General features: G+C 67.0%; 18 protein-coding genes. 7 read left to right on the plus strand and 11 right to left on the minus strand.

The features are described 5' to 3' along the window. Positions 1 to 26: 26 nt before the first annotated feature. Positions 27 to 1,214 carry a formate-dependent phosphoribosylglycinamide formyltransferase gene (gene purT, locus QP512_RS05460; protein WP_279914571.1) on the plus strand — a complete coding sequence of 396 codons (1,188 nt, stop codon included), beginning with the start codon at positions 27 to 29 and terminating at the stop codon, positions 1,212 to 1,214. Positions 1,215 to 1,276: 62 nt separating this feature from the next. On the opposite strand, the gene QP512_RS05465 is transcribed toward purT, so the two are convergent. The 3 genes from QP512_RS05465 to QP512_RS05475 all read right to left on the minus strand — a co-directional run bounded on the left by QP512_RS05465 (position 1,277) and on the right by QP512_RS05475 (position 3,582). Then, positions 1,277 to 1,513 (minus strand): hypothetical protein, encoded by a 237-nt coding sequence (locus QP512_RS05465; protein WP_049447054.1) that lies wholly within the window; start codon positions 1,511 to 1,513, stop codon positions 1,277 to 1,279. A 67-nt stretch (positions 1,514 to 1,580) separates the two neighbouring features. Beyond that, entirely contained in the window at positions 1,581 to 2,789 is a 1,209-nt protein-coding gene (locus QP512_RS05470) for an endonuclease/exonuclease/phosphatase family protein (RefSeq protein WP_286071248.1), read from the minus strand. Between the two features lie 37 nt (positions 2,790 to 2,826). After that, a complete protein-coding gene (locus QP512_RS05475; protein ID WP_286071249.1) occupies positions 2,827 to 3,582 on the minus strand; it encodes an arginyltransferase in 756 nt (251 codons plus the stop codon). Positions 3,583 to 3,738: 156 nt separating this feature from the next. Between QP512_RS05475 and QP512_RS05480 the strand changes: the two genes are divergently transcribed. Further along, the gene (locus tag QP512_RS05480; protein WP_286071250.1) at positions 3,739 to 4,299 is read left to right on the plus strand and encodes an EF-hand domain-containing protein; all 561 of its coding nucleotides are present in this window, start codon (positions 3,739 to 3,741) and stop codon (positions 4,297 to 4,299) included. 51 nt (positions 4,300 to 4,350) lie between these two features. Here QP512_RS05480 and QP512_RS05485 read toward each other — a convergent pair whose 3' ends face one another. From QP512_RS05485 to QP512_RS05500, 4 genes are all read right to left on the minus strand, one after another. Beyond that, positions 4,351 to 5,568, minus strand: coding sequence for an RNA polymerase sigma factor (locus QP512_RS05485; protein ID WP_286071251.1), 1,218 nt, complete (start codon positions 5,566 to 5,568; stop codon positions 4,351 to 4,353). A 106-nt stretch (positions 5,569 to 5,674) separates the two neighbouring features. After that, complete coding sequence (locus tag QP512_RS05490) at positions 5,675 to 6,184, minus strand: pathogenicity-like protein (protein ID WP_286071252.1); 510 nt, start codon at positions 6,182 to 6,184, stop codon at positions 5,675 to 5,677. A gap of 4 nt (positions 6,185 to 6,188) precedes the next feature. Further along, positions 6,189 to 7,097, minus strand: coding sequence for an acyl-CoA thioesterase II (gene tesB / locus QP512_RS05495; protein WP_005412623.1), 909 nt, complete (start codon positions 7,095 to 7,097; stop codon positions 6,189 to 6,191). A 100-nt stretch (positions 7,098 to 7,197) separates the two neighbouring features. After that, entirely contained in the window at positions 7,198 to 7,974 is a 777-nt protein-coding gene (locus QP512_RS05500; RefSeq protein ID WP_286071253.1) for an enoyl-CoA hydratase/isomerase family protein, read from the minus strand. 34 nt (positions 7,975 to 8,008) lie between these two features. Here QP512_RS05500 and QP512_RS05505 point away from each other — a divergent pair, with 34 nt between their 5' ends. After that, positions 8,009 to 8,455: a copper chaperone PCu(A)C gene (locus QP512_RS05505; RefSeq protein ID WP_286071254.1), complete on the plus strand. Its 447-nt coding sequence runs from the start codon at positions 8,009 to 8,011 to the stop codon at positions 8,453 to 8,455. 38 nt (positions 8,456 to 8,493) lie between these two features. Here the strand turns inward: QP512_RS05505 and QP512_RS05510 are convergent, their stop codons facing one another. From QP512_RS05510 to uvrA, 3 genes are read right to left on the minus strand one after another with little or no spacing between them, the layout of a single operon-like run. Next, a complete protein-coding gene (locus tag QP512_RS05510) occupies positions 8,494 to 9,219 on the minus strand; it encodes an enolase (protein WP_286071255.1) in 726 nt (241 codons plus the stop codon). A 59-nt stretch (positions 9,220 to 9,278) separates the two neighbouring features. Next, positions 9,279 to 9,686 carry a thioesterase family protein gene (locus tag QP512_RS05515; protein ID WP_006424673.1) on the minus strand — a complete coding sequence of 136 codons (408 nt, stop codon included), beginning with the start codon at positions 9,684 to 9,686 and terminating at the stop codon, positions 9,279 to 9,281. Beyond that, entirely contained in the window at positions 9,686 to 12,679 is a 2,994-nt protein-coding gene (uvrA, locus tag QP512_RS05520) for an excinuclease ABC subunit UvrA (RefSeq protein ID WP_286071256.1), read from the minus strand. The genes QP512_RS05515 and uvrA overlap by 1 nt, the downstream gene beginning before the upstream one ends. A 340-nt stretch (positions 12,680 to 13,019) precedes the next feature. On the opposite strand from uvrA, the gene rplU reads away from it, so the two are divergent. The 3 genes from rplU to cgtA all read left to right on the plus strand — a co-directional run bounded on the left by rplU (position 13,020) and on the right by cgtA (position 14,856). Then, entirely contained in the window at positions 13,020 to 13,328 is a 309-nt protein-coding gene (gene rplU / locus QP512_RS05525; RefSeq protein ID WP_005408557.1) for a 50S ribosomal protein L21, read from the plus strand. 18 nt (positions 13,329 to 13,346) lie between these two features. After that, the gene (gene rpmA / locus QP512_RS05530) at positions 13,347 to 13,610 is read left to right on the plus strand and encodes a 50S ribosomal protein L27 (protein ID WP_005415704.1); all 264 of its coding nucleotides are present in this window, start codon (positions 13,347 to 13,349) and stop codon (positions 13,608 to 13,610) included. A gap of 193 nt (positions 13,611 to 13,803) precedes the next feature. Continuing rightward, complete coding sequence (gene cgtA, locus QP512_RS05535) at positions 13,804 to 14,856, plus strand: Obg family GTPase CgtA (RefSeq protein ID WP_286071257.1); 1,053 nt, start codon at positions 13,804 to 13,806, stop codon at positions 14,854 to 14,856. A 221-nt stretch (positions 14,857 to 15,077) separates the two neighbouring features. Here cgtA and rpsT read toward each other — a convergent pair whose 3' ends face one another. Next, positions 15,078 to 15,347, minus strand: coding sequence for a 30S ribosomal protein S20 (rpsT, locus tag QP512_RS05540; protein WP_005408560.1), 270 nt, complete (start codon positions 15,345 to 15,347; stop codon positions 15,078 to 15,080). 117 nt (positions 15,348 to 15,464) lie between these two features. Here rpsT and murJ point away from each other — a divergent pair, with 117 nt between their 5' ends. Continuing rightward, the gene (gene murJ, locus QP512_RS05545) at positions 15,465 to 17,069 is read left to right on the plus strand and encodes a murein biosynthesis integral membrane protein MurJ (RefSeq protein WP_286071993.1); all 1,605 of its coding nucleotides are present in this window, start codon (positions 15,465 to 15,467) and stop codon (positions 17,067 to 17,069) included. Positions 17,070 to 17,119 lie beyond the last annotated feature (50 nt).

Consider the following 17,119-nt stretch of genomic DNA (forward strand, 5'->3'; position numbering starts at 1 on the left):
GCCTTCACATCGCTGCTGGAACCGCCATGGCCAAGCTTGGAACCCCGTTGTCTCCCTCCGCCACCCGCGTGCTGCTGCTGGGCTCGGGCGAACTCGGCAAGGAGGTGGCCATCGAACTGCAGCGGCTGGGCGTGGAAGTGATCGCGGCCGACCGCTACGCCGATGCGCCGGCCATGCAGGTTGCGCACCGCGCGCATGTGATCGACATGCTGGACGCGATGGCGCTGCGCGCGCTGATTGCCCAGGAACAGCCGCACCTGGTAGTGCCGGAGATCGAGGCGATCCACACCGAGACCCTGGTCCAGCTGGAGCAGGAGCAGGGCCTGCGGGTGATCCCGACCGCGCGCGCCGCGCGCCTGACGATGGACCGCGAAGGCATCCGCCGCCTGGCCGCCGAGACCCTGGGCCTGCCGACCTCGCCGTACCGCTTCGTCGATACCGAGGCCGAGTACCGCGCCGCGGTGGCCGCCATTGGCCTGCCGTGCGTGGTCAAGCCGGTGATGTCGTCCTCGGGCAAGGGCCAGAGCACCCTGCGCAGCGAGGCGGACATCGCCCCGGCCTGGGAGTACGCGCAGACCGGCGGCCGTGCCGGTGCTGGCCGCTGCATCGTCGAAGGTTTCATCGATTTCGATTACGAGATCACCCTGCTGACCGTGCGCCACGCTGGCGGGACGTCGTTCTGCGCGCCGATCGGCCACCTGCAGAAGGACGGCGACTACCGCGAAAGCTGGCAGCCGCAGCCGATGTCGAGCGCGGCACTGGCACGTGCCGAGGAGATCTCACGTGCGATCACCGACGACCTTGGCGGCTGGGGCCTGTTCGGCGTGGAGCTGTTCGTGAAGGGCGACGAAGTGTGGTTCAGCGAAGTGTCGCCGCGCCCGCACGACACCGGCCTGGTGACGCTGGTATCGCAGGAGTTGAGCGAGTTCGCGCTGCATGCGCGCGCCATCCTCGGCCTGCCGATTCCCGTGATCCGCCAGAGCGGCCCGTCGGCGTCGTGCGCGCTGCTGGCGCATGGCGAGGGCGTGCCGTACTTCAACAACGTCGCCGCCGCGCTGCAGGTGCCGGACACCGCCGTGCGCCTGTTCGGCAAGCCGAGCGTGCACGGCCATCGCCGCGTTGGCGTGACCCTGGCGCGCGCTGAAACCATCGACGAAGCGCGAGCCATCGCGCGTGATGCAGCCGACGCCATCGGTGTCGAACTGCGCCCCTGAACCTGCATCAGCTTTTTGCAGAGCCGAGCACAGGTTCGGCTCTGCAATCGCCGTTGCAAGTACTAGCGCCTACGCCATGGCAGCACGGTCACATGAATGATTGCGACGATGCCCAGCGTCGAACCATAGAGCCACCAGGTACCGAAGCGATCGGCGTAGCCCTTCCAGCAGGCAACTGCGGCCGGAATCAGGCCGATCAGCACCAGCGGCAGCAGGGTGAATACCCATCTTTGGCGCATGGCCATCAGCAACGCGATCACCGCAGCAACGCCGGCAATGATCAGCAGATTCTTCTTCACGTGTGGCTCCCCTTGCCGTTCCGTTGCTGGACTCTAACAAAGGGACGCCGCCTTCTGTAAGGACGCCTTACGGCTTCACGTCCACCCACACCAGGTGGTGGTCGCTGCCGTCGGCGATCTTCGCTTCCGGGCTTTCATTGGCCGGCCAGAAGATGCCGCTGCCCACGTAGTCGAAACCGGTCGAGGGCAGCACGTAGTCCAGGCGCATGGTGCCCGACTTCGGGCCGAAATCGCCGGTGGCGTGGAGCGGTGCGCCCTTGCGCTCGATGCCCTTGGCCGCATAGGCCAGGCTGGTCTGCTCGCCGCCGATGCTGCGCGGGGTGGGGTAGCGCAGCACGCGGGCGTTCTCGATCAGCTCGACGATCGCTTCATGGCGGCCATCGCCGTCGACGGGGTCGTTGTTCAGGTCGCCCAGGATCACAAAGCGTGCGTCCTGCGCCAGGCCACCGCATTGGCCCTTGTCGTCGCACAACCACGGCTTGTTACCCTTGGAGAGGTACTCCTGCCACAGGCGCAGTTCGTCGTGGTTGCGCGCCGCGTTGCGCTTCTCCGGGCCGTCGAACACCGGCGGGGTCGGGTGCGAGACCAGCGCGTGGACCACACCGGCGGGGGTCTTCACCGGCACGTCCCAATGCGATTTCGACGACAGGCGCAGCTGCGACCACACGTGGTCGTTGTAGAAGCTCTTTCCGGTGCGCGGATCGACCGGGCGGATCGCGCCGGGCATCGCGCTCCACTTCAGCAGCTGGAAACTGCGCACCTTGGCTTCATCGATCGGGTAACGCGACAGCACCAGCATGCCGTACTGGCCCGGGTGCAGGCCGTAACCCCACGCATCGTTGCCGCGGCTGCGGCCTTCGCCGCCGACCACGCCGTTGTTGTCCAGGTCCAGGCCGCTGGGCACGCCGGTGTTGACCGGGGCCAGGTAGCGGTAGGCGAAGTGCAGCGGCTTGCCGCCGCCGGGCTGGGCCACTTCCAGGTAGCGCTTCTGGAACAGGTCGGCGGCGCGGTGGGCATCGTCGAAGTCGAACTCGTTCAGCAGCACCAGGTCCGGGCGCACCTGCTGCAGCACGGCGGCAATCTTGCGCGCGTGCTCGCTGTCGCCTTCCAGCTCCTTGATCAGGCCGCCGGCGTCGTCGGAGTACAGCGAAGTGTTGTAGGTGGCCAGGCGCAGCGCAGTGGACGGCTTTTCGGTCATCGCGGGGGACGTGGCGAAGGCGGGGGTGGTGGCGCCGCAGAGCAGGGCCAGGCCGAGGATCAGGGGTTTGGCGTTCATCCCCCTATTCTGCACCCGGCCCGGTGTCAGCGGTTTGTCAGCGCCCGTCCAGTTCGTTGTCGAAATCGCGCCAGCGGCGGCCGTCGTAGGCCTCCAGCGGATGGAAGCGGCGCTTGTAGTCCATCTTCTGGTGGCCGCGGATCCAGTAGCCCAGGTATACGTGCGGCAGCCCTTCGCGGCGGGCCCACTCGATCTGCTGCAGGATCGCGAAGGTGCCCAGCCCGCGTGCGGCGTGGTCCGGGTCGAAGAAGGTGTAGACCGCCGACAGGCCATGCTCGGTCACGTCGGTCACCGCCACCCCCAGCAGCTGGCTGGGCTGGCCGTCGTGCCCGGGCAGGCGCATTTCCATGAAGCGGGTGTGCGACCAGCTGCCGATCAGGAACTGCTCGAACTCGTGCGGCCCATGGTCGTCCATGCCGCCATTGGCGTGGCGGTGGGTGAGGTAGCGGTGATACAGCGCGAACAGGTCGTCGCGGGCGGTGGCGGCGGTGATCCGCACCTCCAGGTCGTCATTGCGGGCGGCGCAACGGCGCTGGCTGCGGTCCGGGGCGAAGCGGGCCACGGGGATGCGTACTGCCACGCAGGCCTGGCAGTGCGCGCAATGCGGGCGGTAGACCAGATCGCCGCTGCGTCGGAAGCCCCAGCTCAGGGCCAGCGGATACAGGCCGCCGAGGCGACGGTCGTGCGGGTCCAGCACCAGGTCGCGCGCCACCCGGTCCGACCAGTACCCGCAGGGGTGCTCGCCGGTCTGGAAAAGCCGCAGTTCGTCGTCTCTGTCGCCGTGTATCGCCATGGGCACAGCATAGCCCCAGCCCGTCGCAGTGGCGGCGACTGTCCGCCGGATGAATGGAACCGGCCGCGGCGTCAACCGATGCCACGCCCGGGCGTTGTTGTTCCCCGAGGGTGAAGTGACCACCCCGACGCAATTCCCATCTCCAGGAGTGAACTCATGATCCGTACCCCCCTGCTGCTGGCCCTGCTGCTCGGCACCTCCGCTTCCGGTATCGCGCTGGCGGCCGACACCCCGACCGCACCGGCGCAGCGCCCGGCCAAGCTGGACACCAACGGCGACGGCGTCATCGACCGTAGCGAGGCGGCTGCAAACCCGCGCCTGGCTGCGAAGTTCGACGAACTGGACAAGAACAAGGACGGCAAGCTCTCGCGCGACGAGATGCCGCGCTGGAAGCACGGCCGCCGTGGCCATGGCGGTGAACGCTGGGCCAAGCTGGACGTCAACAAGGACGGCCGCATCAGCCGCGAGGAAGCCAAGGCCGATCCGCGCCTGGCTGCCCGTTTCGACCAGCTCGATGTCAACAAGGACAGTTACCTGGACAAGGCCGATCGCGAGCTGCGCATGAAGCAGATGCGTGATGCCTGGTTCGCCGCCGCCGACACCAACAAGGACGGCCAGCTGAGCAAGGCCGAGTTCGACGCGGCCAAGGGCCCGATGCACGGCGGCCCGCGCCACGGTGGCCCGCGTGATGGCAGCGCGCCGAAGCCGCAGCGCTGAGTTTCAATGCAGTGATTGACGACAACGCCGGCGCATCGCCGGCGTTGTCCGTTACAGCCGGCCGCTCCGCACCAGCGAATACAGCACAAGCGCGATGACCATCAGGTTCATGGCGATGATGCCGGTGCGGCCGTACATGGCCTCGTACTTCCAGTTGGTCCCGGTGAGCCCGCGCTGCAGCGAGTCACGCGCGATCATCGGCGCCATCAGCCGCTGCAGCGGTACCAGGCACTGGTAGTTGACTACGGCAAGGCCCGCGACCTGCACCAGCAGGACGGCCCAGAGCGGCGCCTGCAGCAGCACTGCCATCAGGATCGTCAGGCACCAGAGCATGCAGGTGCCGATATTGAGATAGAGGAAATGGCGGACGTCGGCGCGCTCGGCCTTGCTGCGGGCGTACGACATCAGGAAGCGTCCACCGAAGTAGCTGCCGACCGTGCCGCCGACCACGCCACCGATGACCGCTCCCCAGCTTTCAGCCGGCATCACGTGCAGTTGCCCCAGTGCGGCGGTCAGCGAGCCCATCGCGGTACCGCCGGCGGCACTGGCGCCACCGAGGCTGAGCTTGCTGCCACCGATGCCGACACCGGTGCCGAGCAGGATTGCGGCACTGGCGGTGCCGGGCGCGGCCACCAGCACCATCGACACCACCGTGGTGGCGAACGCCGCACTGGGCGCGCTGCTGCGGGCGAACTCGCCGAAACGCTGCAGCAGTCCTTCGCGGACCAGGCCGCGGGCACGCGACAGGCGCTTGCGTACCGCCGCGTCGCTGAGCCCGAGCAGGTCGGCCACCTGCTGCGAGCGCTGGCCCTCGCGGTAGTACAGCAGCAGTACTTCGCGGCTGTCGGCGGGCAGGGCGGAGATGATGTCCTCGGCGGCGATCTCCTCTTCCACGCGCTGCAACCGGTCGGCCGTGCTCGGCGACGGATCGGCGGCCATGCCCAGTGCCACCTCGGCCGCCTCGCCGGTCAGGGGCCGGCCACGTTGCGCACGCAACCAGTCGCGGGCCAGGTTGCGGGTGATCTGCCGCAGCCACGGCAGGAAGCTGGTCGAGCTGCGCAGCTGGTGCAGCTGCTGCCAGCCCTTCACGAAGGCTTCCTGGGCGATGTCCTCGCTGGCCTGGCGGTCGCGGGTGATGGCCAGGGCAATGGCGGTGACGGTGTTCTGGCAGGCGAGCACGATACGGCCATAGGCGTGCTGGCAGCCGCCGGCGGCCGCCGGCAGCTCGCGTTCCAGGGTCTGGTCGATCGATACGGCGAACGTCGTCATGGCGGCGGCTCTCCTGCTGGGATTGTGTCCCATGACGGAGCCGCGTGCGAAGTGTGACCGGCCTTCTGCACGGTAGTGCCGGCCAGCGGCCGGCACTACCCGTTCGTCATTTCGAGGGCTGGATGCGGACCCGCACTTCTTCCTCTTCCGGCGCGGCCTGCGGGGCCGGCTGGGCCTGCTGAGGCTGGGCCTGCGGGGCAGGGGCCGGTGCCGCCGGAGCCGGGGCACCACGATGGCGCAGGCCGATCACCAGCGCCACGCCGGCAATCACTACCAGCAGGGCGATGCGGATGCGCCAGGCCCAGCTGCGGCCGCCGCTGCCCGCTTCCGGTGCGTCGCGGAAAGCGAACTCGGCGGTGGGATGATCGCGGCGGGTGGTGTCGAGCAGGCGGGCCTCGCGCAGGATTTCGCGCGCGCGCGGCTGATCGTCGGCGCGCACGATCCACACGGCCGGGTAGGCGTTGGCGTTGCCCAGGTCGGTATAGCTGAACTGACCACGGCGGCGGGTCTTGTACGAGCGCCCGTTGGTCACCTTGACGTCGATGCCGTGCCCGCGCAGCAGCTCGGCCACGCCTTCGACGGTTTCCACGCGCTGGCTGCTGAAGATCTGGCGCATCGGTTTACTCCTTGGCCGGCACGGCGGCGGCCGCGGCCTGGTCGGGAACCACGCGGATAAGCCCTTCCTGCGCGGTGCTGGCCACCAGCACGCCATTGCGGGTGAAGAACTGGCCGCGGGCCAGGCCGCGCGAATCCTGCGCGCTGGGGCTGTCCAGCGAGTACAGCAGCCAGTCGTCGGCGCGGAACGGGCGGTGGAACCAGATCGCGTGGTCGAGCGAGGCCATCTGCACGTGCGGGTGGTAGTAGCTGATGCCGTGCGGGAAGGTCGCCGTGCCCAGCAGGTGGAAGTCCGAGGCATAGGCCAGCAGGGCCTGGTGCAGTTCCGGAGCATCGCCGACCGGCTCGCTCAGGCGCAGCCACACCTGGTGGTAGGGCGGGCGCTTGGGCGGGTTCAGTTCGTCGCGCGGGTAGACGTGGCGGAATTCGAACGGGCCGCCGCGCGACAGCCAGCGCTGCACCTTGATCGGCAACCGTTCCAGCACTTCGGCCGGCAGTGGCCGGTTCGGCTCGATGTCTTCCGGCTGCGGCACTTCGGGCATCTTGTGCTGGTGCTCGGCACCGGTTTCGGCCTGCTGGAAAGAAGCCGCGCAGAAGAAGATCACCTTGCCGTGCTGGATCGCGGTGACCCGGCGCACCGAGAAGCTGCCGCCATCACGGGTGCGGTCCACGTCGTAGACGATCGGGTGGTCGATGTTGCCGGCGCGCAGGAAATAGGCGTGCAGCGAATGCACGTGGCGGCCGTTGTCGACCGTGGCCTGCGCGGCGGCCAGCGCCTGGCCCAGCACCTGCCCGCCGAACACGTACTTGGTGCCGATGTCGCGGCTCTGCCCGCGGAACAGGTTGTCCTCCAGCCGCTCCAGCGTGAGCAGGTCGATCAGCTCGGAGACGACGGGTTCGGGCGTGTCGTTCAAGGGGGCGGCCACAGCAGTGAAAGAGGGCCTGATTATACCGGTCAAGGGTCAGATCCCTTTCGCATTGCGAACGGGATCTGACCCCGGGCGCGGGCCAACGTTATCTGCCCAGCCGGGCGACCAGGGCCTGCAGGGCATTCTGCGCGTCCGGGGCGAACCAGGCCTCGACGAAGCGGTCCAGCTGGATCAGGTCCGGGTGCAGCGCTTCGTGCAGGTCGGCGCGGGCGATGGCGCGGGTCAGCAGCATCGGCTGGCGCGGCTGCTTGAGCAGGTCCTGCAGCCAGGCGATGGCGCGTGCCACCACCAGATCGCCTTCGGCCAGTTCATCGACCAGGCCGATCTGCAGCGCCTGTTCGGCCGGCACCAGCGAGCCGGTGGTCAGCAGCACGCCGGCACGGTGCACGCCCACCGCACGGCGCAGCAGGCGTTGGATGCCCTCCGGCGCGATCAGGCCCACCTGTACTTCGTTCAGGCCGATGGCATACGGACGCGACGGATCGGCGCTACGCGCCATCACCCGGTAGTCGCAGCACAGGGCCAGCACGCAGCCGCCCGCCGGCGCATGGCCGGTGATCGCCGCGACCACCGGGATGCGGCTCTCGGCCAGCGTGCGCACGGCGCCAAAGAAGGCGTTCCAGGTGTCCAGCAACTTGTGCTTGTCATCGCCATGCGAGAGCAGGTGCGGCACGTCCATGCCGCCGGTGAAGATGCGCTCGCTGCCCGACAGCACGATGCCATGCGCGTCTTCGGCCATCGCCAGCTCGATGGCGTGGATCAACTGCCGGCACAGTTCGGTGTCCAGTGCGTTGACCGGCGGCCGCGCCAGCCGCAGTTCGCGGATGGGGCCATGGTTGATCACCTCGATGAGCGTCGTCATGCTGCGGTCTCGTTGCGAAGAAGGAACCTGGGCGATGATAACCAAACCATTCGTTGGCGTACTGTTGGTTCTGTGTGCGGCTGCAGCATCGGCCTCGGCCGCAGAAACGGCCTGCGTCACGGTGGAGCAGGGCTGGGCGCGGTTGCCACCGAATCCCGCGATGCCGATGACCGCTGGCTACGGCGTCATCCACAACGGCTGCGGCAAGGCGGTGGTGATCACCGGTGCAAGCAGCGCGGTGTTTGGCGACGTGTCGCTGCACGAGACCACGATCGTCGATGGCGTCAGCCGGATGCGCGCGATCGAGCGCCTGCCGCTGGCAGCCGGCGCGCGTGCCGAACTCAAGCCGGGTGGCCTGCACCTGATGCTGATGCAGGGCCGTGGCGCGCTGAAGGAGGGGCAGGCGTTGCCGCTGCGGCTGCAGTTGGAGGGCGGTGGTGAAGCCAGTGCGGCGTTGACGGTGCGCAAGGTGGCGCCGTAACGCATCGCCCGTTTCGCCGGGTCATGCCCGGCGGGATGCTACGTCCAGTCGTACGAGAACAGCACCGTGCGGCTCACCGGTTCGTACAACATCACGATGGCATCGGCACCAGTTGCGCACCAGTTGTAGCCAGCGACATCGGCCACGGCAAAGAACTTGTTGCCGTTGCGGGTGATGATCACCGTTTCGGCGTCATCCGGGGCGTCGGGGTCATCGGCAGCCTCGGTGAAGCCCAGTTCGAATGCCGCGGGAATCTCTGCGGTCTCGGTCCAGTTGCCGAAACCGATCGGGCCACCCAACGTATCCAGATAATCGCGCTCGCTGGGTTCACCCTTGCCGAAGCGCGAGTAGCAGGCCAGGCGCCCGTGCGTGGCATGGTAGTCGCGCGCCCTGGCATAGCTCTCGCGCATCTGTGCGATGTGCTCATGCGCGTACTTGTCATCCACCTGGTCGCCGATGAAATAGCCCTCGTTGCCGAGGAAGCGCATCTCGTTGCCGTCGGTCAGTTCGAAGGCGATCCAGTTGGTGCCGGTAAAGTCGTTGTGGTGCGCTTCGGTGGTCTCGCCGATGCAGCCGTCATAGGGCTCGATCGGGCACAGCATCGTCGCCACCTGGCCAGCCAGTTCCGGGCGCAGTACGCCAAGGTCGATCTTCAGCAGCGGCAGCAGGTGCTGCGCGAGCCACGCCTGATCGGCAGGGAAGACCTCGGCGGGGAAGGGGACCATGCCGGGCAGCAGGTCGCGCAGTTCAGTCTGGTGGATCATGTCAGTCCTTTGATCAGTGTCGGTAATGCCGGCCAGCGGCCCGCACTCCCCGATGCACGTCAGGTGGACGCGCTGCGGATCGCCTCCGGCAGCGGTGCGCTCTTGCCGGTCTGCGTATCCATCCAGACCACCACCACGTTGCCGTCCGAATACAGCTTCGACTCGTCCTGCTGGTCGACGATGCGGTGGCCGATGGTCACGCTGCTGTTGCCCAGGCGCTCGACGAACAGCTCGACCAGGATGTCGTTGGGCCACACGATCGGCAGCCGGTAGTTGACGTTGGTCGCGGCCACCACCGGGGCGATGCGGTCGGTCATCGATACGCCGTCCACGCCCAGCATCCAGCGCACGCGCGCTTCTTCCAGGTAGGAAATGTACTTGGCGTTGTTGACGTGGCCCATGCTGTCCATGTCACGCCAGCGCACGCTGATCGGGATGCGGGCCAGGATCTTGTGTTCGCTGCTCATCAGGCGTCCTTCTTCTTCTTGCTGGCAGTAGCGGTCTTGCTGGACTTGCCGGTGCTCTTGGCAGCCACCGCCTTCTTTGCCGGCTTCTCCGGCTTCACCTTGCGCGGCGGGCGGGCATCGGGCTTGTTGGCCACGGCGGCGGGCTGCGCCGGGCGCGCGCTGGTGGAGGGCAGCATGCGTGCCAGGAACTGGCCTGTGTACGACTGCGGGCAGGCCGCGACGTCTTCCGGCGTGCCGGTGACCAGGATGGTGCCACCGCGATGGCCGCCTTCCGGGCCCAGGTCGACGATCCAGTCGGCGGTCTTGATCACATCCAGGTTGTGCTCGATCACCACCACCGTGTTGCCTTCGTCGCGCAGCTTGTGCAGCACGCCCAGCAACGCTTCGATGTCGTGGAAGTGCAGGCCGGTGGTCGGCTCGTCGAGGATGTACAGGGTACGGCCGGTATCGCGGCGCGACAGTTCCTTGGACAGCTTCACGCGCTGCGCTTCACCACCGGACAGCGTGGTCGCGCTCTGGCCCAGCTTGATGTAGCTCAGGCCCACGTCGACCAGCGTTTCCAGCTTGCGTGCGATCGACGGCACCGGCTCGAACAGCTTCAGCGCATCCTCGACGGTCATTTCCAGCACGTCGTTGATGTTGAAGCCCTTGTACAGGATCTCCAGCGTCTCGCGGTTGTAGCGCTTGCCATGGCAGACATCGCACGGCACGTACACGTCCGGCAGGAAGTGCATCTCGACCTTGATCAGGCCATCGCCCTGGCACGCTTCGCAGCGGCCACCACGCACGTTGAAGCTGAAACGGCCCGGCGAATAACCACGCGCACGCGCTTCGGGCACCTGCGCGAACAGCTCGCGCAGCGGGGTGAACAGGCCGGTGTAGGTGGCCGGGTTCGAACGCGGGGTGCGGCCGATCGGCGACTGGTCGATGTCCACCACCTTGTCGAACAGGTCCAGGCCATCGATCTCCCTGTACGGGGCGATCGGGTGCGAGGCGCCGTTGATCTCGTTGGCGGCCAGCGAGAACAGGGTGTCGTTGATCAGGGTCGACTTGCCCGAGCCGGACACACCGGTCACGCAGGTCAGCAGGCCCGACGGAATCGCCAGGTCAACGCCCTTCAGGTTGTTGCCGGTCGCCCCGCGCAGGTGCAGGGTCATCTTCGGGTTCGGCGTGTGCCGGCGCGCCGGGATCTCGATCGCGCGCTTGCCCGACAGGTACTGGCCGGTCAGCGAGCGGGGGGCTTCCAGGATGTCCTGCAGGGTGCCCTGGCCGACGATCTCGCCGCCATGCACGCCCGCGCCCGGGCCGATGTCCAGCACGTAGTCGGCCAGGCGGATGGCATCCTCGTCGTGCTCGACCACGATCACCGTGTTGCCGAGATCGCGCAGGCGGGTGAGGGTACCCAGCAGGCGTTCGTTGTCGCGCTGGTGCAGGCCGATCGACGGCTCGTCAAGCACGTACATCACGCCGACCAGGCCGGCACCGATCTGGCTGGCCAGGCGGATGCGCTGCGCCTCGCCACCGGACAGGGTGTCGGCCTTGCGCTCCAGGGTCAGGTAATCCAGGCCGACGTCGACCAGGAAGCCGAGGCGTTCGCCGATTTCCTTGACGATCTTCGCGGCGATCTCGCCACGCCAGCCCGGCAGGCTCAGTTCACTGAAGAACTTCAGCGCCTCGTCGATCGGCAGCACCACCAGCTCCGGCAGCGGTCGGTCGGCCACGAACACGTTGCGCGCCGCGTTGTTGAGGCGCGCGCCATGGCATTCCGGGCACGGTTGCTCGCTGATGTACTTGGACAGTTCCTCGCGCACCGCCGGCGACTCGGTTTCCTTGTAGCGGCGCTCGAGGTTGGGAATGATGCCTTCGAAGCGGTGCTTGCGCTGGGTGCGGCCACCGGTTTCGGTGAAGTAGGTGAAGGTGATCGCTTCGTCGCCGCTGCCGTAAAGCACGGCCTGCTGCACCTTGGCCGGCAGCGAGTTCCACGCGGCGTCCACGTCGAACTTGTAGTGCTTGGCCAGCGAGGCGATCAGCTGGAAGTAGTAGGCGTTGCGACGATCCCAGCCGCGCACCGCACCAGCGGCCAGCGACAGCTCCGGATGCACCACCACGCGCGAGGGATCGAAGAATTCGGCAATGCCCAGGCCATCGCAGCCGGGGCAGGCGCCCATCGGTGCGTTGAACGAGAACAGGCGCGGTTCCAGTTCCGGCAGCGAGTAGTCGCAGACCGGGCAGGAATACTTGGACGAGAACAGCGTCGGCGCGGTTTCGGCGTTGTCCAGGCTCTGCACCGAGGCCATGCCGTCGCCCAGCTTGAGCGCGGTCTCGAAGCTCTCGGCCAGGCGCTGCTTGATGTCCTCGCGCGGGCGGAAGCGGTCGATCACTGCTTCGATGGTGTGCTTCTGGCGCAGTGCCAGCGGCGGCACCGCATCGATTTCATGCAGCTCGCCGTCCACGCGCACACGCACGAAGCCCTGCGCGCGCAGCTGGTCGAACACCTGCGCGTGTTCGCCCTTGCGGTCGCGGATGACCGGGGCCAGCAGCATGTAGCGCTGTTCCGGGTCCAGGGTCAGCACCTGGTCGACCATCTGGCTGACCGTCTGCGCCTCCAGCGGGTAGCCATGATCCGGGCAGCGCGGGGTGCCGACGCGGGCGTACAGCAGGCGCAGGTAGTCGTAGATCTCGGTGATCGTGCCGACCGTCGAACGCGGGTTGTGCGAGGTCGACTTCTGCTCGATCGAGATCGCCGGTGACAGGCCTTCGATGTGGTCCAGGTCCGGCTTTTCCATCACGCTCAGGAACTGGCGCGCATAGGCCGACAGCGACTCGACGTAGCGGCGCTGGCCTTCTGCATAGATGGTGTCGAACGCCAGCGAAGACTTGCCCGAGCCGGACAGGCCGGTGATCACGATCAGCTTGTCGCGAGGCAGGTCGAGGTCGAGGTTCTTCAGGTTGTGCGTCCGCGCGCCGCGGATGCGGATGAAATCCATCGCCATGGGGGATCCGGTTGTGGGGGCGTTGGCTGGGTGCCGGGCCAGCAGGGAACGGCAATCGGTCAGCCTACCGAGGTGACCAGATGGGGGCAATGGGCGACAATGCCAGCCCCGTGTCTCACCTTGTGAGACACGGCGACAGCTTTGTGTAGAGCCGAGCCCACGCTCGGCTGCCTGGACCCCGAACCGTTCAGCCGAGCATGGCTCGACTCTACTGGGACAGGCGGTAGGGCCGCCCAGGGGTTGACTTGACCGGCGCCCATTGATCTGCGTACAATCCCGCTCCTGTCCGCCCTCGATGGCGGCAGCTCAGACCACAATAACTACAGAGGAAGGCCTGGTCATGTACGCAGTACTGGTCACCGGCGGTAAGCAATACCGCGTGGCGCAGGGCGAAAAGCTCCGCATTGAAAAGCTCGAAGTCGAAGTCGGCAGCGAGATCAAGTTTGACAACATCCTGATGCTGGGTGACAGCGACGGCGTGAAGCTGGGCGATGCGCTGAAGGGCGCTGCCGTCACCGCCAAGGTCCTGTCCCAGGGTCGTGCTGACAAGGTCCGGATCATCAAGTTCCGTCGCCGCAAGCACCACATGAAGCGTCAGGGTCACCGTCAGTACTACACCGAAATCGAGATCACCGGCATCGCCGGCTAAGCATCAGGAGAAGCAGTCATGGCACATAAAAAGGGCGTAGGCTCCTCGCGCAACGGTCGCGACTCCAACCCGAAGTACCTGGGCGTCAAGATCTTCGGCGGCCAGGCCATCGAAGCCGGCAACATCATCGTGCGTCAGCGCGGCACCCAGTTCCACCCGGGTTCGGGCGTTGGCCTGGGCCGTGACCACACCCTGTTCGCCCTCGTGGACGGCAAGGTGGAGTTCTCGGTCAAGGGCGCCAAGAAGCGTCGTACCGTCAGCATCGTCTCGGCCGACGCCTGATCCAGGCATCGCCGGCACCCATGCCCCGGCATGGCTGTGCTGGATGAAGAGCACGTTGCATGGAGAGCCCCGCTTCGGCGGGGCTTTTCGTTAGAGTGAACGCAAGACCGGCCATGCCGGGTTGCCGGCCCGCGGCCGGCATGACATTCAAGGCGACGGCAGTCAGGCCGCGCCCATCGCAGGCATCGAAACAATGAAACTGGTAGACGAAGCAGAAATCGAAGTGTTCGCCGGCAACGGCGGCAACGGCTGCATTGGCTTCCGTCGCGAGAAGTTCATTCCGCTCGGCGGCCCGGACGGCGGCGACGGCGGTGCGGGCGGCAGCGTGTACATCCGCGCCGACGAAAACCTGAACACCCTGGTCGACTTCCGCCATGAGCGCGTCTTCAAGGCGCAGCGCGGCGAGAACGGCATGGGCCGCCAGGCCTATGGCAAGGGCGGCGAAGACCTGACCATCACCGTGCCGGTCGGCACCGTGGTGATCAACGTTGCCACCGATGAAGTCATCGGCGACCTGACCCAGCACGGCGACCGCCTGCTGGTGGCCAAGGGCGGTCGCGGTGGCTTGGGCAACATGCACTTCAAGAGCTCGACCAACCGCTCGCCGCGCCAGGCGCTGCCGGGCGAGCCGGGCGAAGAGCGCACGCTGAAGCTGGAGCTGAAGCTGCTGGCCGATGTCGGCCTGCTGGGCTTCCCCAACGCGGGCAAGAGCACGCTGATCCGTGCCGTTTCGGCGGCAACGCCGAAGGTGGCCGATTACCCGTTCACCACGCTGTACCCGAACCTGGGTGTGGTGAAGGTGGAGAACCACCGCAGCTTCGTGATTGCCGATATTCCGGGCCTGATCGAAGGCGCGGCGGATGGTGCCGGCTTGGGCGCGCAGTTCCTGCGCCACCTGCAGCGCACCCGCCTGCTGCTGCACCTGGTGGACATCTCGCCGATGGAAGGTGGTGTTGAGGGTATTTCCCCGGTTGAGCAGGTGCGTGCGATCGAGCGCGAGCTGGAAAAGCACGATCCGGAGCTGCTGCAGAAGCCGCGCTGGCTGGTGCTGAACAAGGCTGACCTGATGTTCGAGGACGAAGCCAAGGCCGCGGCCGAGCAGATCGTCGCCGAGCTGGGCTGGAAGGAGCCGTGGTTCCTGGTCTCGGCGCTGGGTCGTGAAGGTACCTTCCCGATCATGAGCCGGATCATGGCCTTCTTCGATCGCCAGAAGGAAGAGGAGCAGGAAGCCCGCGACGCGCAATGACGGCGTTGTGCTTCCGCTCGAAAAACCCGGCTTCGGCCGGGTTTTTTTTTGTTGGCTACCGCTCTTCTGTAGGGCTGAGCCCATGCTCGGCTGCTGTTCGCGCGGCCAGCCAAGCATGGGCTCGGCTCTACAGGGCGGAAACTGCAGGCAACAAAAAACCCGGCCAAGGCCGGGCTTTTGTCTGCTGCCCCAACCCCGAAGGGCGGGGCGGCAACGCCGGATCAGGCGGCCTTGAGGGCCTTGATGCGGTCGTTCAGGCGGCTCTTGTGACGAGCAGCCTTGTTCTTGTGGATCAGGCCACGCGCGCTGAAGCGATCCAGGATCGGCTGGGCAACGGCGAAGGCGGCTTCGGCGCCGGCGGCATCGTTGGCGTCCAGCGCCTTGATCACTTTCTTGACAGCGGTGCGCAGCATCGAGCGCTGAGCCACGTTGCGCGCGTTGCGCACGACGGTCTGCTTGGCGCGCTTCTTGGCGGACTTGATATTGGCCACGGTGGTGGTTTCCTGAAAAAATCGGTGTTATGGGAACAGCAAGCTAGCTAGTATGATGGCGTAAGAAATGCACGTCAAGTCGATTGTCAAGAGGGACGCTGAGTGAGTTCACCCAAGTTGTTGCGGGGCCTGCTGTCGTTCAGCAGCATGACCATGGTCTCGCGCGTTCTCGGACTTGTCCGGGACTTCGTGGTGACCACCACGTTCGGCACCAACGCCATCACTGATGCTTTCTGGGTCGCCTTCAGGGTACCCAATTTCCTGCGGCGTTTGTTCGCCGAAGGCTCGTTCGCCACCGCTTTCGTGCCCGTGTTCACGGAAGTGAAGGAAACCCGCAGCCACGCCGAGCTGCGTGAACTGATGGCCCGCACCGCCGGCACCCTGGGTGGGGTGCTGATGCTGGTGACCGCGGTGGCGCTGATCTTCGCGCCGCAGCTGGCCTCGGTCTTCTCAAGTGGCGTTGATACCGACCCGGTGAAGCAGGGCCTGCTGGTCGACCTGTTCCGCCTGACCTTCCCGTTCCTGCTGTTCGTCTCGCTGACGGCCCTGGCCGGTGGCGCGCTGAACAGCTTCCAGCGCTTCGCGATGCCGGCGCTGACCCCGGTCATCCTCAACCTGTGCATGATCGCCGGTGCGCTGTGGCTGGCGCCGCGGCTGGGCGGTACTCCAGAGAAGCAGATTTTGGCGCTGGGCTGGGCGGTGCTCGCCGCCGGCATCCTGCAGCTGCTGTTCCAGCTGCCGTCGCTGAAGGGGATCAACCTGCTGACGCTGCCGCGCTGGGGCTGGAGCCACCCGGGCGTACGCAAGGTGATGACGCTGATGGTGCCGACCCTGTTCGGTTCGTCGGTGGCGCAGATCAACCTGCTGCTGGACACGGTCATCGCCGCCAAGCTGACCGATGGTTCGCAGTCCTGGCTGTCGCTGGCCGATCGTTTCCTGGAACTGCCGCTGGGCGTGTTCGGCGTGGCGCTGGGCACGGTGATCCTGCCGGCGCTGGCCCGCCATCACGTCAGCACCGACCGCGAGGGCTTTTCGCGCTCGCTGGACTGGGGCCTGCGCATGACTCTGCTGATCTCGGTGCCGGCCATGCTGGGCCTGCTGCTGCTGGCCGAGCCGCTGATCGCGACGATCTTCCAGCACGGCCAGTTCAGTGCCTTCGATACCCGCATGACCGCGCTGTCGGTGTACGGGCTGAGCTTCGGCCTGCCGGCGTTCGCCCTGCTGAAAGTTGTGCTGCCGGCGTTCTACGCCCGCCAGGACACCAAGACCCCGGTGCGCGCCGGTGTGGCCGCGCTGGTGGCCAACATGGTGTTCAACTTCGCCCTGCTGGCCGTGCTGTACCAGGTGATGGTGCCGGAGGCGCTCAAGGCGCAGGGCGTGATGGCGGCCATCGGCAAGCAGCCGGGCCTGCACCTGGCGCTGGGCATCGCCAGCGCATTGTCCAGTTACCTGAACCTGGGCCTGCTGTGGTACTGGCTGGGCAAGACCGATGTCTACCGGCGCCGACCGGGCTGGGGCGGCTATCTGCTGCGCCTGCTGCTGGCCTGCGTGGCCATGGTCGCCGCGCTGCTGGCCCTGCTGCATTGGCTGCCGGCGTTCTCGGCGATGGGCGTATGGGAGCGGATCGGCAGCCTGTCGCTGCTGGTCGGCGGCGGCGCCGCCACCTACGCGGTGGCCATGGTGGCGATGGGCTTCCGCCCGCGCGACCTGCGCGGGCATTGATCACCGCTTGTGGCGGCTATACTTCAGGGTTACACCATTGAAGCGGCGGC

This window comes from Stenotrophomonas sp. 57, assembly GCF_030291075.1.
Lineage (GTDB): Bacteria > Pseudomonadota > Gammaproteobacteria > Xanthomonadales > Xanthomonadaceae > Stenotrophomonas.

Bases quoted from the DNA above. Each gene is read 5' to 3' on its own strand.
- purT (WP_279914571.1), top strand. From the start codon at position 27: ATGGCCAAGCTTGGAACCCCGTTGTCTCCCTCCGCCACCCGCGTGCTG.
- QP512_RS05470 (WP_286071248.1), bottom strand. From the start codon at position 2,789: ATGAACGCCAAACCCCTGATCCTCGGCCTGGCCCTGCTCTGCGGCGCC.
- QP512_RS05475 (WP_286071249.1), bottom strand. From the start codon at position 3,582: ATGGCGATACACGGCGACAGAGACGACGAACTGCGGCTTTTCCAGACC.
- QP512_RS05480 (WP_286071250.1), top strand. From the start codon at position 3,739: ATGATCCGTACCCCCCTGCTGCTGGCCCTGCTGCTCGGCACCTCCGCT.
- QP512_RS05485 (WP_286071251.1), bottom strand. From the start codon at position 5,568: ATGACGACGTTCGCCGTATCGATCGACCAGACCCTGGAACGCGAGCTG.
- QP512_RS05490 (WP_286071252.1), bottom strand. From the start codon at position 6,184: ATGCGCCAGATCTTCAGCAGCCAGCGCGTGGAAACCGTCGAAGGCGTG.
- QP512_RS05500 (WP_286071253.1), bottom strand. From the start codon at position 7,974: ATGACGACGCTCATCGAGGTGATCAACCATGGCCCCATCCGCGAACTG.
- QP512_RS05505 (WP_286071254.1), top strand. From the start codon at position 8,009: ATGATAACCAAACCATTCGTTGGCGTACTGTTGGTTCTGTGTGCGGCT.
- QP512_RS05510 (WP_286071255.1), bottom strand. From the start codon at position 9,219: ATGATCCACCAGACTGAACTGCGCGACCTGCTGCCCGGCATGGTCCCC.
- QP512_RS05515 (WP_006424673.1), bottom strand. From the start codon at position 9,686: ATGAGCAGCGAACACAAGATCCTGGCCCGCATCCCGATCAGCGTGCGC.
- uvrA (WP_286071256.1), bottom strand. From the start codon at position 12,679: ATGGCGATGGATTTCATCCGCATCCGCGGCGCGCGGACGCACAACCTG.
- rplU (WP_005408557.1), top strand. From the start codon at position 13,020: ATGTACGCAGTACTGGTCACCGGCGGTAAGCAATACCGCGTGGCGCAG.
- rpmA (WP_005415704.1), top strand. From the start codon at position 13,347: ATGGCACATAAAAAGGGCGTAGGCTCCTCGCGCAACGGTCGCGACTCC.
- cgtA (WP_286071257.1), top strand. From the start codon at position 13,804: ATGAAACTGGTAGACGAAGCAGAAATCGAAGTGTTCGCCGGCAACGGC.